The following is a 13,826-nucleotide window of genomic DNA, read 5'->3' as shown; positions in this document are numbered from 1 at the left end:
CCGACTACCCAGAACGCCATCCTTGGCTCGGTCGGCGATCACGGCGACGGCACCGCGGAAGGCCTGAGGCATACGTTTTCGCTATCGTGCGATTAGAAAGAAGCGGCTTGGAACGACTGCGCGAATGAATACATAATCAGCACGGAGATACCGAGAACCCGGGGCCATATTCCATGACGACGCCGCCGAAAGATCCGCATCACGTGGTGATCGTCGGCGCGGGATTTGGCGGCCTGGAGGCGACCTTTGGGCTCGCCGGCGCGCCGGTGAAGATCACCTTGATCGACCGTCGCAACCATCATCTGTTCCAGCCCCTGCTCTACCAGGTCGCGACCGCTTCGCTCGCGACGTCCGAGATCGCCTGGCCGATCCGCTACCTCCTGCGCGACCGCCGCGAGGTGACGACGCTGTTCGCCAACGTCAACAGCATCGACGCCGAAGGCAAGCGTGTCGTGCTCGATGACGGCGACAGCGTCCCCTATGACACGCTGGTGCTGGCGACCGGCGCGCGCCACGACTATTTCGGCCATGACGAATGGGAACCGTTCGCGCCGGGCCTGAAAACGCTTGAGGACGCCACCACGCTGCGGCGTCGCATCCTGGTTGCCTTCGAGCGCGCCGAGCGCGAGACCGATCCGGCACGGCGCGCGGCGCTCTTGACCTTCGTCATCGTTGGCGCGGGTCCGACCGGGGTCGAGATGGCCGGCACCATCGCCGATCTTGCACGCGACACGCTGGCGCCTGACTTCCGCAACATCGACACCCATAAGACCCGCGTCGTGCTGATCGAGGCGGGCTCGCGCGTGCTCGCGGGCTTTCCCGACGATCTCTCCACCTATGCGCAGCGCTCGCTGGAAAAGCTCGGCGTCGAGGTGATGCTGGGCGCACCCGTTACCGAATGCGATGCCGATGGCGTGGTCTATGGCGGCAAGAGACTGGAGGCGCGGACCATCATCTGGGCCGCCGGCGTGCGGGCGTCGCGCGCCGCCGAATGGCTGAATGCGCCCGCCGACCGCGCCTATCGGCTGCAGGTCAATCCCGACCTCACTGTCCCCGGCCATCCCGACATCTTCGCGATCGGCGACACCATCACGATCGCCGGCCCCGACGGCAAGCCGGTGCCCGGCATCGCGCCGGCGGCGAAACAGGAGGGCCGTTACGTCGCATCGCTGATCAGGGCGCGGCTCGAGGGCCGCACGCTCCCGCCGTTCCGCTACAAGCACCAGGGCAGCCTCGCCCAGATCGGCAAGCGGCTGGCGGTGATCGATTTCGGCTGGCTCAAGCTGCGTGGCGCCATCGCCTGGTGGATCTGGGGCATCGCCCACATCTACTTCCTGATCGGCATCCGCAACCGCCTCAGTGTCGCGCTGAGCTGGCTCTGGATTCACGCCCGCGACCAGCGCGCGGCCCGGCTGATCACCCAAGGCAGCAGCAAGGTGGCGCGATAACGGGATCCATGGCCCGGGTGGAGCGCAGCGCAACCCGGGACATCCGTTTCAGCGGTGACTTGCGGTCCCGGGTTACGCTTGCGCTCGACCCGGGCGACGCCGCCGGATGAAATCGAAACTGCGATGATCGGAAATATGAGCACTCAAACCTCCCCCAGGAAGCCGCGCCGGCCGAGAACCGTGCAAGCCGCGGCTGTCAATTCCGGCCCGACACTCGACCTCGACCGTTACGTGCCGGCCTTCGTCACCTTCATCGGCAACAAGCTTTCCAACAGCGCCACGGCGTTCTACCAGCGCCATTTCGGCGTCAATGTCACGGAGTGGCGGATCATGTCGCAGCTCGCGATCGAGCCTGGCATCCCCGCCTCGCGCATCTGCCACGTCATCGGCTTCGACAAGGGGCCGGTGAGCCGGACGCTGGCGCTGTTGCAGAAGCGCGGGCTGGTCGCGATCCGCGCCAACCCGCATGACGGCCGCAGCCATTCGATCACGTTGACGGCGAGAGGCCGCGCGATCCATGACAAGGTCATCGTCGCCGCGCTCGATCGCGAACGCCAGCTGTTGTCCTGCCTGCGCAAGGACGAGCGGGAAATGCTGATCGATCTGCTGCGGCGGCTGCACAACAATCTCGGCGCTGTCACCGGCCGGACCGGTTCCTGACTGCGTGCTGCAGCCGGGATGCGGTGGCCTCCGATCGATCTGCTCAAGACTTGGGCAGCATCGTCCCTGCGATCGGCCGCAAGCCTGCTCGTGCCCGTCCCAAAGATTGGCCTAACCGATTGAGATTGTTTTCTGATCCCGGCCATCGCGCGGGCATCGGAAATGTACACAATGGCACATCGCTTGCTTCGATCCGGATCGGGTTTTGCCGATGCAGCGCCGCCATCGGAACGGTTCCGTCGGCCAATGAATGGGGATTCTCGTGACTGAGACTGTTGCCGCGATCGTCGCTGCGCACCGCGCCGGCACCATGACGCCTGCGCAAACGGTCGCGCGCAGTTTTCAGCGCATCCGCGACCATGGCGATCCCGCCATCTTCATCAGCCTGCGCGACGAGAAGGAGGCGCTGGCGGAAGCCGAGGCGCTGGCCGGCAGCGACGCCGCGCGCCTGCCGCTCTATGGCGTGCCGGTCGCGGTGAAGGACAATATCGACGCGCTGGGGATGCCGACCACGGCGGCCTGCCCCGCCTTCTCCTACATGCCGACGCATGACGCGACCGCCGTCGCGCGGTTGCGCGAGGCCGGCGCGATCATCATCGGCAAGACCAATCTCGACCAGTTCGCGACCGGCCTCGTCGGCGTGCGCTCGCCCTACGGCATCCCCAGAAATCCGGTCCGTGACGACCTCATTCCGGGCGGATCGAGTTCGGGATCGGCGGTCGCCGTGTCCGCAGGACTGGTGCCGCTGGCCTTGGGCACGGACACCGCCGGAAGCGGCCGCGTGCCGGCGATGCTCAACAACATCGTGGGATTGAAGCCGAGCCTCGGGCTGATCTCGACCGCGGGGCTGGTGCCGGCCTGCCGCACGCTCGATTGCATCTCGGTGTTCTCGCTCACCGTCGACGATGCCATGGCCGCGCTGAAGGTGATGGCCGGCCCCGATGGCGCCGATCCCTTTTCGCGCGAGCGGCCGCTTGGCGAGATGACGGACGTCCCGGCAAAGCTCCGGCTCGGCATTCCCCGCAAGGGGCAGCTGATCTTCTTCGGCGATCGCCAGTCGGAGCAGCTTTATGCGGAGGCGATCGAGCGCTGGGCCGCGCTTGGCGCCACGCTGGTCGAATTCGACCTCGAGCCGTTCTACGAGACCGCGCGGCTGCTCTACGAAGGCCCGTGGGTGGCCGAGCGTTATCTCGTGATCCGCGATCTGCTCGCATCATTGCCGGATGCGATCCACCCGGTCACGCGCGAGATCACCGCGGCGGGCGCGCGGCTGACCGCGGCCGAGACCTTTGCCGCGCTCTATCGCCTGCAGGGGCTGCGCCGGATCGCCGAGCGCGCCTACGCGGCGATGGATGCGATCGTGCTGCCGACGGCACCGACGGTCTATTCCACCGCGCAGGTGCTCGCCAATCCGATCGAACTCAACAGCCGGCTCGGCACCTACACCAATTTCGTCAACCTGCTCGACCTCTGCGGCCTCGCGCTGCCGTCGGCGATGCGGCCGGACGGCGCGCCGTTCGGTATCACGCTGCTGGCGCCGGCCGGATGCGACGCGCTGCTCGCCAGCATCGGCCGCGTCTTCCATGCCGATACTAGGCTTGCGATGGGCGCGAAATCGCTGCCGCAGCCGCCGCTCGCTGCGCTGCCGCCCTCGAGCGGCGAGGACATTGCCGTCGCCGTTGTCGGCGCGCATCTGTCCGGCATGGCGCTGAACGGCGAACTGCACGCGCTCGGCGGGCGCCTGCTCGAGGAGACCACCACCGCGCCGGACTACAGGCTCTATGCGCTCGGCACCACGCCGCCGAAACCCGGCATGCTGCGCGTCGAGGCCGGCGCAGGATCGGCGATCAAGCTCGAGCTCTGGGCGCTCTCGCCGGCGTCCTTCGGCAAGTTCGTCGCCGCGATCCCGCCGCCGCTTTCGATCGGCACGATCGGTTTGGCAGACGGCCGCGAGGTGAAAGGCTTCGTCGTGGAGCCTGCGGGGATCGACGGCGCACGCGACATCTCCGCCTTCGGCGGCTGGCGCGCGTTCGTGGCTGAGCGGGCTACGGTCTGAGCCGTCATTGCGGGATGCGCCGAAGGCGCAGGCCCGGAATGACAGAATCAACGGATGGCCCGCGTGGCTACACCGAGACCGCGTAGATCTCGTATTCGCCGCGCACCAATGTGATGTGGGCGCGCATGGCGGTGGCGGCGCCGGTCTTGTCGCCGCGCAGGATCGCGACCACGACGCGGTCGTGCTCGGCATGCGATTTAGCCAAGCGGCCGAGATTGCGGAACTGGGCGCGGCGGAACGGCTGCACGCGGACCCGCGTCGCCAGCGTCATTTCGGCGATATAGTCATTGTGCGACCCGGCATAGATGGTGTTGTGGAAGCGCTCGTTGACCTCGTGAAAGCGCTCGGGATTGCCGGTGTAGCTGAGCACACGCAACTCCTCATGCACGGCTTCGAGCGCGTGCCGATCGGCTGCCGTCATCCGTTCGGCGGCGAGCCCGGCGCACAACGCTTCCAGCTCCGCCATCGCCTCGAACATGCCGGTGAGCCGTTCGATCGAGGGCCGCGCCACCACCGCGCCGCGATGGGCGCGCGCTTCGACCAGGCCGCTCGCCACAAGCTGGCGCAGCGCCTCGCGCACCGGCGTTCGCGAGACATTGAAGCGACGCGCGATCTCCGTTTCATCAAGGGGCGAGCCCGGTCTCAGCGCGCCGCGCACGATCTCGTCGGCGAGCTGCAGCCGCAGTTCCTCGGCGCGCGTGATCTTGGACTGTTGCGGAGACGGACGGTCGACGCGCCGGACCAGCATTTCCGGTTCAGCGGCAGCAGGGCTGCGCGGAAGATCGTCCAGACTCATGTCTTCGGATCCTTCGGTTCGTCGATGATGCTGACATGGGCGGCGACGATTCTCCAGCCCTCGGAGAAGCGTATCCACGTCTGCATCTGCCGCCCCACCTTGCCAGGCGCGGTGTCGCGATAGAACAACGTCGAGGCAACGGCGGTGTCGCGGCCATAGGTGGTGATGACGGTCTTGTCGGTCCGGCGGTTGAGCCCGGCCGATGGGCGCGCCGCGCGGAACGCCATGATCGCCTCATAGCCGTAGAGATTCTCGCCCATGCCATAGCGCAACGTCCGCTTGTCGTTGCGGAACAACTCGTCGAGCACAGCGACATCGTTCGACACCAGCGCCTTCTCGTAGCGTTGAAACTGCGCGGTCACTTCGGCAAGCACGTCGGGCAGATCGATTTCCATTGGCTAGATTCCTCGTGGGGGCGGCGCGGCCGCCGCGCCCATGCGCTCCAGAGCGTGGGCAACCCGCAACGCGATGTCCTCACGCCACGGCGCTGCGATGATCTGCACGCCGATCGGCATCGGCTCGAGCGGAACCGGAACCGCCACCACCGGCAGGCCGATGAACGAAATCGGCTGGGTATGGATGCCGATATTGGCGCGCACCGGCAGTTCGACGCCATCGAGCGTAAAGTTTACCTGGCCGAGCTTCGGCGCCACGCACGGCGTCGCCGGCGCCAGGATCACATCGACCGTCTCGAACAGCTCCAGCACCTTCTCGCGATACCAGCGGCGGAATTTCTGCGCCTTGTCGACGAAGGGCGCCGGGATCATCGCGCCGGCGATCAGGCGATCGCGCACCGCGGGATCGAAATCATTCGGCCGCTTGCGCAGGCGATCGAGATGCAGCGAAGCACCTTCCGTGGTCGTGATGACATAAGCCGCCGCGCGGGCGCGCGCGGCCTCCGGAAGTTCCACCGTTCGCGTCGCATTGAGCGCCTTGGCGATGCGGCCGACAGCCTCAACCGCCTCCGGGAAGACGTTCTTCTGGAAATAGCCGCCGGCGATGGCGATGCGGAGACCGTCGATGCCTTGTTCAAGCTGTGGCGTCACCGGCTCGATCGGCCGTGTGGTGCAGGCGGCATCATCGGCGTCAGGCCCCTGCATCGCATCATAGGACAATGCGAGATCGCGCACGCTTCGCGCCAGCGGACCAAGGTGATCGAAGCTCGCGACGAACGGAAACGAACGCGCGCGCGACAGCCGGCCATAGGTCGGCTTCAACCCAAAGACGCCGCAGAAGGATGACGGCACGCGGATCGAGCCGTTGGTATCGGAACCGAGCGCGATCGGCACGAGAGCGCCGCCGACCGCGCTGCCGGAACCGCCCGAGGAGCCGCCGGTCATCCGCGTCGGATCGTGCGGATTGCGTGACGGGCCGTCATGCACGTTCTCGCCGGTGAAGTCGTAGGCGTATTCGCCCATGTTGAGCGCGCCGACCAGCACGGCGCCGGCCGCCTCCATCCGCTCGATCAGCGTCGCATCGCGTGGCGCAGGCGGCAGGTCGCGGTTGATCTTCGATCCGGCGCGCGTGGAGAGGCCCTGCACGTCGAACAGATTCTTCACCGCAAAGGGAACACCGGCGAGCGGACCGACATCCTGGCCGGCCGCGATCGCGGCATCGACGGCCTTCGCCTTGGCGCGGGCACGATCGGCGGTGACATCGGTGAAGGCGTTGAGCACGGAATCATGCTTTGCGATGCGCCCGAGCGCCGCCTCGGTTGCTTCCAGCGCGGAAAGCTTCCGCTTGGCGACGGCCTGCGCGATGTCGGCGGCAGACAGGGATTTGTCGGTCATCGCAGCATCAGGCGGAGTAGACACTGGCCGGCTCGGTTTCGTCAGGCAGCGGGAATTCGTCCACCATCCGCGCCAGCCTCAGCGAAACCTCGAGATTGGCACGAACCGCCGGCCGCCAGGCGTCCTCGACCGGCAATCCCATCGCGGTCGCGACGGCGTCGATATAGTCATCCAGTCTGTCGGCAGCCATGACGCTCCCACCCGGCGATCTCAACCCAACCATGATCCGATTACTTGAATCGGATCACCAACTCATCTGTTTTATCGAGCGTTTGGAAAGCCTGCCTGCCTGTTTTCTTTCCGGAGACTGCTCAATGAACAGGCAACGGCGGATGCGGGATCGCCGTCAGCAGCTCCTTTGTATAGGCATCCTGCGGATCGCCCAAGACCTTTTCCGACGTGCCCTGTTCGACGATCTTTCCGCTGCGCATCACGATGACGCGGTCGCACAACAGACGCACGACGTTGAGATCATGCGACACGAACAGATAACTCATCCCCATCGACTGCTTGAGGTCCTGCAACAGGTTCAGCACCACCGCCTGCACGGAGACGTCGAGCGCCGCGGTCGGCTCGTCGAGGATAACGAGCTTCGGATGCAGCGCGATCGCCCGCGCGATACCGACGCGCGCCTTCTGCCCGCCGGACAATTGATGCGGAAAACGGTCGAGCAGATTGACCGGCAGGCCGACCAGCGTGGCGAGTTCCTCGCATCGTGCACGCAGCGCATCGCGTCCCCTGATGTCGCCGAGCTGCAGCAGCGGGTCGGCAATCGCGCGCACGGCGGTGAAGCGCGGATTGAGGCTGTCGGTCGGATCCTGGAACACCATCTGGATCCGGCTGCGCAGCGGCAGTCGCGCAAACGACTGCGGCTTGATCTCGCCGATCTCTTCGCCGTCGAAGGCGATGCGGCCGGAGGTCTGCTCCAGCAGCCGCATCACCATCATCGACGTCGTCGATTTGCCGCAGCCGGATTCGCCGACCAGGCCGACGCTCTCGCCATGGCCGACATGGAAGCTGATGCCGTCAACGGCGCGGAACACCTCCTGCTCCACCGGCGGCTTGCGGCCGAACAGTTTTGACAGCACTGCGCTGGCGCCCTGGCGCGGGTATTCCTTGACGAGCTTTTCGACGAGGAGGAGCGGCTTTTCCCTCTCGTCACCCCCGGGCTTGACCCGGGGGTCCATCCATACAGAAGCGTCTTTCGAAGATTGATGGATGGCCGGGTCAGGCCCGGCGATGACGGGGTTCGCATCATCCTCCGGCAGCAGATCGCGCAACGACACGCCGATCCGCGGCGTCGCGCGCATCAGCTTCTTGGTATAGGGATGTTCGGGCCTCGCGAAAATATCGGCCGACTTCGCGGTCTCGACTACGCGGCCCTTTTCCATGACCACGACACGGTCGCAATAGGCGGCGGCGAGGCCAAGATCATGCGTGATCAGGATGGTCGACATCGACCGCCGTCTTGTCAATTCGACGATCAGGTCCATCACCGCCTTCTGCGTGGTGACGTCGAGGCCCGTCGTCGGCTCGTCCGCGATCAGAAGCTGCGGATTGCAGGCGAGCGCGAGCGCGATCACCACGCGCTGGCACATGCCGCCGGAGAGTTCGAAGGGATAGGCGTGATAGCGTTCGCGCGGGCGAGCGATCTTGACCTGCTCCAGCGCCTCGATCGCCTTCTCACCGCGATCGGCCACCGTCGATTGCTGGACGTGCTGACGCAGAACATCCTCGATCTGGTCGCCGACTTTGCGGATCGGATTGAGCGCCGCGCGCGGGTTCTGGAAGATCATCGAGACTTCGCGGCCGCGCAGGTCGCGCATCTGGTCCTCGCTCGCGGCCTTCACGTCGATGCCGGAAAACATCACCGAGCCCTCGGCGATCTTGCCGGCACGATCGAGGATGCGCATCACCGCATACGATGTCACCGACTTGCCCGATCCGGATTCGCCGACGATACCGACAGTCTCGCCCTTTGCCACCGACATACTGACATGCTGCACCGCCTTGACGACGCCACGCCGCGTCGTGAATTCGACGGTGAGGTCCGTGACGTCAAGCAATGGCTGCGCGGTCATGGCTCTCTCCACTCGCCCGGTGCGCCCCCTCTCCCCGTTCTTACGGGGAGAGGGTTGGGGTGAGGGGCCTCTATCCGGACATTCGATTGGCAGTTGGACTCGGGGAGGCCCCCCCTCACCCGGATCCGCGCTGACGCGCGAATCCGACCTCTCGCCGCAAGCGGGGCGAGGTGAGCGAATGAGCATCGTGCGTTAGAGGCAAACACCGGTTACGTCCTCCGCTGCGGATCGACGATGTCGCGCAGGCCGTCGCCGAGCAGGTTGAAGCAGAACACCGCGATCATCAAAGCGAGGCCGGGGAACAGCGCGATCCACCATTCGCCTGAGACCATGAAGCCCGCGCCTTCGGCGACCATGATGCCCCATTCGGCCGTCGGCGGACGAACACCGAGGCCGATGAAGGAAAGGCCGGCGGCGTTCAGGATCGCATAGCCCATGGTCAGCGACATCTGCACGATCATGATCGGCATGATGTTGGGCAGGATGTGCACCAGCAGGATGCGGTATTCGCCATTGCCGGAGAGCCGCGCCGCCTGGACGAAGCCGGCGTTGCGACGGACATTGGCCTCCGCACGGGCGACACGGGCATAGAGCGGGAAGTTCACGATCGCGGTGGCGATGATGATATTCTGCACGGTGTTGCCGAGGGCTGCGACGATGCCCATCGCCAGCACGAACAGCGGGAATGCCATGATGGTGTCGGCGATGCGGCCGACGATGCGGTCGGTCCAGCCGCCGAAATAGCCGGCGGCGATGCCGGCGAGCCCGCCCATCAGGAACACCAGCGCCACCGAGGCGACCGCGATGAAGGTATCAAGCCGCGTCGCCACAATGACGCGGCTGAAGATATCGCGGCCGAGTTGGTCCGTCCCGAACCAATGCGACGCCGAGGGCGGCTTCAATGCCGCAGCCGTATCGCTCGCAAGCGGGTCGTATGGAACGACGTAAGGACCGAACAGCGCCGCGAACAGGATCAGGATCAGCAGCGCAAAGGCGAAGCCGGTGACCTTGTTCTCGCCGAGCACGTAGCGCGTGTGCTCGAAGACGGCTGACAATCCCGAGGTCCGCCCCGGACCGACGGGTTCAACGACAGGCGCAACGGTGCTCATGCTTCACCCTCACCCTTCAAGTCGTACGCGTGGATCGATGACGCCGTAGAGAATGTCGATGACGAGATTGAGCAGCACATACATGACGGCCATGGTCAGCACGAAGCCCTGCACCGGCGCGAAATCCGAGGAAATCAGCGCTTCCACCGCGTAGGAGCCGATGCCGGGCCAGGCGAACACCTTCTCCACCAGCACGTTGGCGCCCAACAGGAACGAGAACACCATGCTGAGCGTGGTGACGACCGGCAGCATCGCATTCCGGAAAGCGTAGGTGACGATCACGGTGCCGGGCGACAGGCCGCTGGCGCGCGCGGTGCGCATGAAGTCGGACGCAAGCACCGCAAGCATCGAGGCGCGGGTCATGCGCGCGATCGGCGCCAGCGAGAAGATCGCAAGCGTCGTCGCGGGAAAGATGAGCTGGCTCAGCGCGGAACGGAACGCCTCGAAATCACGCGCGATGAGGGTGTCGATCAGATAGAAGCCGGTCACCGTCGGCGGCGCACTGTAGAATACATCGAGACGCCCGAGCGGCGCCGGCGACCAGCCAAGCCGGAAATAGAACACGTAGACCAGCACGAGCCCGGTGAAGAACACCGGCAGCGAGACGCCTGCGGTTGTCGTGACGCGACAGAGATGGTCGATCCACGAGCCGGGCCGTGTCGCCGCGAGCACGCCGAGCGGGATTGCAATCATGACCGACACGAACAGGCCGAGCAGCGTCAATTCGGCGGAAGCCGGCAGGCGATTGCGCAATTCGGTCGCGACCGGCTGGCCGGTCGTGAGCGAGGTGCCGAAATCGCCATGGGCAAGATCATTGGCGTAGCGGAAGAACTGCTCGATCAGCGGCCGGTCGAAGCCGAGCTTCTTGCGGATCTGCTCGATCGCCTCTTTGGTCGCGGCGGGCCCGGCGAAATAGGCCGCCGGATCGCCCGGCAGCGCGCGCGTCAACAGGAAGGTGACGATGACGACCCCGATCAGGCTCGGGATCGCGAACATCAGCCGCTTGCCAATCATGGTCAGCATCGCGCCCTCCGCTGCTCCTTCACTACCCCTTCGTCATCGCGCGATAGTCGAGGCGGCGATGGAACCAGTACTGATAACCGGAGACGTTCTTCTGCATCGCCACGTTGACGAAGGGCTGATACAGCGGAATGCGCGGAATGTCGGTGAAGGCGAGATCGACGAAGCTCTTGACGTCGGCGTCATAGGCGGCCTTGTCGCCGAAGGCGGCGGCCTTGCGCGCGCCGTCGATGAACTTGTCCATCTCCGGCGACTTGTAGCTCATCGTGTTGAAGATGGAATTGTTGCCGTGATAGCACCAGTAGAAGAAGTATTCCGGGTAATCGAGCCAGCCCGAGAACACGTTGGTGAATAGCGGCATTTCCTTCTTGGTCAATTCGGTGCGCCAGTTGGCGCCGGGCACCTTGTTGATCGTGGCCTTGATGCCGATCTGCGCCAGGCTCTCCTGCACCAGCACGCAGAGCGGCTCGTTGACTCCGGCGAAATTGAGATCGAAAGAGATCGTGGTCTCAAGGCCGTTCGGATAGCCGGCCTCCGCCATCAGCGCCTTGGCCTTCTCGATGTCGGTGTAATATTTGTGCGGTTGCGGCCAGGCGACTTCGGTCGGCTTGTCCTTCGCCGCGCCGAACATCGGGTTGGCGAGACCGAACAGCACCGCGTCGATGATCTTCTGATACGGGATTGCATAAGCCACCGCCTGCCGCACCTTAAGATTATCGAACGGCGGCCTGGTCACGTTCATTCCGATATACTGAATGCCATTGGAGAATGGCAGCGACACCACGTCGAGCTTGCCGTTCGCCTTCATCTCCTGGAAATCCTTGAACGGCAGCTCGTAGGAGATGTCGGCGTCGCCACGCTCGAGCAGCGCGCGGCGATTGCCGGCCTGCGGCACCATGCGCCAGATCACGCGCTTGATCTTCGGCATGGGTCCGCCGACCCAGGCGTCGTTGCGCTCCATGATCACTTCGGTGCCGGCGGTCCACTTCGTCACCTTGTAGGCGCCGGAGCCCGCGGTCTGCTGCTTGGTGTATTCGAGGCCCCAGGGATCTTTCTCGGACGCGTTCTTCTTCACCAGTTCCGAATTGACGACGCAGGGCACGATCACGGCGAGATCGGGAATCGTCAGCCGGTCCCTGGTGGCGAAGTCGACCCGCACCGTGGAGTCGTCGACGATGACGAACTGCTCGGGCTTGGTCAGCGAGCCGGCGCTCATCTGGAAGGTCGGGAAGCCGCCGACACTGACCGCGCGATCGAGCGACCATTTGACGTCCTTCGCCGTCACCTGCGTGCCGTCGTGGAATTTGGCGCTCTTCTTCAGCTTGAAGGTGACGGACATGTCGCCGACATTCATGTCGTCGGCGAGTTCGCCCTTGAACTTGTCGCGGTTGTAATAGGGCACGCCGCCCGGGCCGCTCTTCATCTCGTGGGTGATCAGGCGATCGTAGCAATTCCAGGACACTTCATAGCCGGGCACATTGGTGCCGACGCCATGGATGTCGAGATTGTTCGGGCCGCCCTCCGAGACGATCAAAAGCGTCTCTGAACGCGCATCGGCCTTGGCCGGCGACCAGATCGCCGGTGCAGGCACCATCGCGCCCGCAGCTAATCCGGATACGGATTTCAGGAAATCGCGACGTTTCATGGGTGATGCTCCAACGCCCTTGGGAAATGGCGTGGAACAGGTTCGCAAGGTTCGTGCCAAGGCTTAACGAAGCCTTAGCACCTTTCCAACACTCTGATAATGCTGAGAAATATCGAGAACGCCGCGCTCGAAGACGGCGATTGACAGCGCGGCTATTGCATACAAATCGGCATATTTGCCTATTGATTAATCGTCAATTTTTGGACGCTCGTTTGTTGGGCGGTCGTTTACGTGGTCCAGATCAGCTCCTGCAATTGCAGGAGATCGTCGGTCTTGGCTTGCCAGCCCTCGATGCAGATGTGGCGGTTCAGGTCGCTCGAGCGGTGCAACAGCATCAAGGCCATCAGCCGCCGCTTCAGCGCGAAATCGATGTCGCTCGGGGAATAGCCAAACCCTTCGAGCAGGCTCAGCACGCGGCGCGGCCTGCCTGCGGCCATGAACGCGCCGGGGCCGAGCAGGTCGTAGTCGCGCCACCCCGTCAGCACGTCGCCGAAATCGATCAGCCCGCCAACGTGCCAGCGGCCGTCCTGCTGCGTCAGCAAGAAATTTTCCGGGATGTATTCGCCGGTCAGGATCACCGGCGATGCGTGCATCGGGATCAATTCGGCGGCATCGCGCAAGAGATCGTCCAGTCCGTCACGAAATTTTGGCGCGAGGCCCAGCCGTTCATGTCTGGCGCGGCAGCCTTCGATCTGGCCACGCATGAACACGTCCCAGCGCGGCTCGATCTCAAGCAGCGGGCCTGGCGGCACGCGCTGAACGTCGGCAATGGTCTCGCCGATCTCGGCAAGCACGCGTTCCTTGTCGGCTTCGGGTAGCGAGGCCCACACCTCCGCGCCCAGAACGCCCGGCAGGCGCGTGATGATGAGATAAGGCCACCCATCGCGCTCGCCTTCGGCGACGATCCCGGGAATCGGGATTTTGATCCGTCCGCGAAGCTGCGCGAGCGAGCCTCGTTCGGAGATGAACTGCGCGCGCAGCGGCGGTGGAAAGACCTTCAGGATGAGCTCGTCACCAAGCCCGACGACGAGGTTGGTGCCGGTGGTGAAGACTTGCGGCGCCGCGCATGCCAGACCATGACCACCGGCGATATCGATCACCACCGGCAGCCAGCGCGACGGGTCGGCCCGCCAGGGACGGAAGGCTTCGTAGTCGGTGAAGATGGGTAGTGATGCGATCATGACTTGCACCCCGCGTCATCGGCACCAAAGCAGGCGAGCG

General features: G+C 64.9%; 12 protein-coding genes. 3 read left to right on the top strand and 9 right to left on the bottom strand.

Translation table 11 applies throughout. From position 1 onward, the window contains the following. Positions 1 to 173: 173 nt before the first annotated feature. The 3 genes from I6F35_RS27580 (at position 174) to atzF (ending at position 4,164) form a co-directional block, all read left to right on the top strand. Positions 174 to 1,448 (top strand): NAD(P)/FAD-dependent oxidoreductase, encoded by a 1,275-nt coding sequence (locus tag I6F35_RS27580; protein ID WP_225120813.1) that lies wholly within the window; start codon positions 174 to 176, stop codon positions 1,446 to 1,448. A 135-nt stretch (positions 1,449 to 1,583) separates the two neighbouring features. Beyond that, positions 1,584 to 2,108, top strand: a complete 525-nt coding sequence (locus tag I6F35_RS27575; RefSeq protein WP_225120812.1) for a MarR family winged helix-turn-helix transcriptional regulator — start codon at positions 1,584 to 1,586, stop codon at positions 2,106 to 2,108. Between the two features lie 310 nt (positions 2,109 to 2,418). Next, positions 2,419 to 4,164 carry an allophanate hydrolase gene (atzF, locus tag I6F35_RS27570; RefSeq protein ID WP_249792745.1) on the top strand — a complete coding sequence of 582 codons (1,746 nt, stop codon included), beginning with the start codon at positions 2,419 to 2,421 and terminating at the stop codon, positions 4,162 to 4,164. 67 nt (positions 4,165 to 4,231) lie between these two features. Here the strand turns inward: atzF and I6F35_RS27565 are convergent, their stop codons facing one another. The 9 genes from I6F35_RS27565 to I6F35_RS27525 all read right to left on the bottom strand — a co-directional run bounded on the left by I6F35_RS27565 (position 4,232) and on the right by I6F35_RS27525 (position 13,786). Beyond that, positions 4,232 to 4,960 (bottom strand): GntR family transcriptional regulator, encoded by a 729-nt coding sequence (locus I6F35_RS27565; RefSeq protein WP_225120810.1) that lies wholly within the window; start codon positions 4,958 to 4,960, stop codon positions 4,232 to 4,234. After that, positions 4,957 to 5,355, bottom strand: a complete 399-nt coding sequence (gene hpxZ / locus I6F35_RS27560; RefSeq protein ID WP_225120809.1) for an oxalurate catabolism protein HpxZ — start codon at positions 5,353 to 5,355, stop codon at positions 4,957 to 4,959. Before hpxZ ends, I6F35_RS27565 begins: the two co-directional genes overlap by 4 nt. Positions 5,356 to 5,358: 3 nt before the next feature. Beyond that, the gene (locus I6F35_RS27555; RefSeq protein WP_225120808.1) at positions 5,359 to 6,750 is read right to left on the bottom strand and encodes an AtzE family amidohydrolase; all 1,392 of its coding nucleotides are present in this window, start codon (positions 6,748 to 6,750) and stop codon (positions 5,359 to 5,361) included. Positions 6,751 to 6,757: 7 nt separating this feature from the next. Further along, positions 6,758 to 6,940 carry a DUF4089 domain-containing protein gene (locus I6F35_RS27550; RefSeq protein WP_225120807.1) on the bottom strand — a complete coding sequence of 61 codons (183 nt, stop codon included), beginning with the start codon at positions 6,938 to 6,940 and terminating at the stop codon, positions 6,758 to 6,760. A gap of 121 nt (positions 6,941 to 7,061) precedes the next feature. Further along, the gene (locus I6F35_RS27545; RefSeq protein WP_225120806.1) at positions 7,062 to 8,831 is read right to left on the bottom strand and encodes an ABC transporter ATP-binding protein; all 1,770 of its coding nucleotides are present in this window, start codon (positions 8,829 to 8,831) and stop codon (positions 7,062 to 7,064) included. Between the two features lie 209 nt (positions 8,832 to 9,040). Next, positions 9,041 to 9,940: an ABC transporter permease gene (locus tag I6F35_RS27540; RefSeq protein WP_225120805.1), complete on the bottom strand. Its 900-nt coding sequence runs from the start codon at positions 9,938 to 9,940 to the stop codon at positions 9,041 to 9,043. A gap of 9 nt (positions 9,941 to 9,949) precedes the next feature. Then, positions 9,950 to 10,963: an ABC transporter permease gene (locus I6F35_RS27535; RefSeq protein WP_225120804.1), complete on the bottom strand. Its 1,014-nt coding sequence runs from the start codon at positions 10,961 to 10,963 to the stop codon at positions 9,950 to 9,952. Between the two features lie 22 nt (positions 10,964 to 10,985). Continuing rightward, positions 10,986 to 12,605, bottom strand: coding sequence for an ABC transporter substrate-binding protein (locus tag I6F35_RS27530; RefSeq protein WP_225120803.1), 1,620 nt, complete (start codon positions 12,603 to 12,605; stop codon positions 10,986 to 10,988). Between the two features lie 227 nt (positions 12,606 to 12,832). Then, complete coding sequence (locus I6F35_RS27525; protein ID WP_225120802.1) at positions 12,833 to 13,786, bottom strand: aminoglycoside 3'-phosphotransferase/choline kinase family protein; 954 nt, start codon at positions 13,784 to 13,786, stop codon at positions 12,833 to 12,835. Positions 13,787 to 13,826 lie beyond the last annotated feature (40 nt).

The sequence above is a fragment of the Bradyrhizobium sp. BRP22 genome (genome assembly GCF_020194175.1).
Taxonomy (GTDB): domain Bacteria; phylum Pseudomonadota; class Alphaproteobacteria; order Rhizobiales; family Xanthobacteraceae; genus Bradyrhizobium.
The sequence above is the reverse complement of the archived record's forward strand: the minus strand, read 5'-3'. Positions and strand labels throughout refer to the sequence as shown.

Coding starts and splice junctions, on each gene's coding strand:
- I6F35_RS27565 (WP_225120810.1), bottom strand. CDS start 4,960: ATGAGTCTGGACGATCTTCCGCGCAGCCCTGCTGCCGCTGAACCGGAA.
- atzF (WP_249792745.1), top strand. CDS start 2,419: ATGACGCCTGCGCAAACGGTCGCGCGCAGTTTTCAGCGCATCCGCGAC.
- I6F35_RS27525 (WP_225120802.1), bottom strand. CDS start 13,786: ATGATCGCATCACTACCCATCTTCACCGACTACGAAGCCTTCCGTCCC.
- I6F35_RS27535 (WP_225120804.1), bottom strand. CDS start 10,963: ATGCTGACCATGATTGGCAAGCGGCTGATGTTCGCGATCCCGAGCCTG.
- hpxZ (WP_225120809.1), bottom strand. CDS start 5,355: ATGGAAATCGATCTGCCCGACGTGCTTGCCGAAGTGACCGCGCAGTTT.
- I6F35_RS27545 (WP_225120806.1), bottom strand. CDS start 8,831: ATGACCGCGCAGCCATTGCTTGACGTCACGGACCTCACCGTCGAATTC.
- I6F35_RS27540 (WP_225120805.1), bottom strand. CDS start 9,940: ATGAGCACCGTTGCGCCTGTCGTTGAACCCGTCGGTCCGGGGCGGACC.
- I6F35_RS27530 (WP_225120803.1), bottom strand. CDS start 12,605: ATGAAACGTCGCGATTTCCTGAAATCCGTATCCGGATTAGCTGCGGGC.
- I6F35_RS27555 (WP_225120808.1), bottom strand. CDS start 6,750: ATGACCGACAAATCCCTGTCTGCCGCCGACATCGCGCAGGCCGTCGCC.
- I6F35_RS27580 (WP_225120813.1), top strand. CDS start 174: ATGACGACGCCGCCGAAAGATCCGCATCACGTGGTGATCGTCGGCGCG.
- I6F35_RS27575 (WP_225120812.1), top strand. CDS start 1,584: ATGAGCACTCAAACCTCCCCCAGGAAGCCGCGCCGGCCGAGAACCGTG.
- I6F35_RS27550 (WP_225120807.1), bottom strand. CDS start 6,940: ATGGCTGCCGACAGACTGGATGACTATATCGACGCCGTCGCGACCGCG.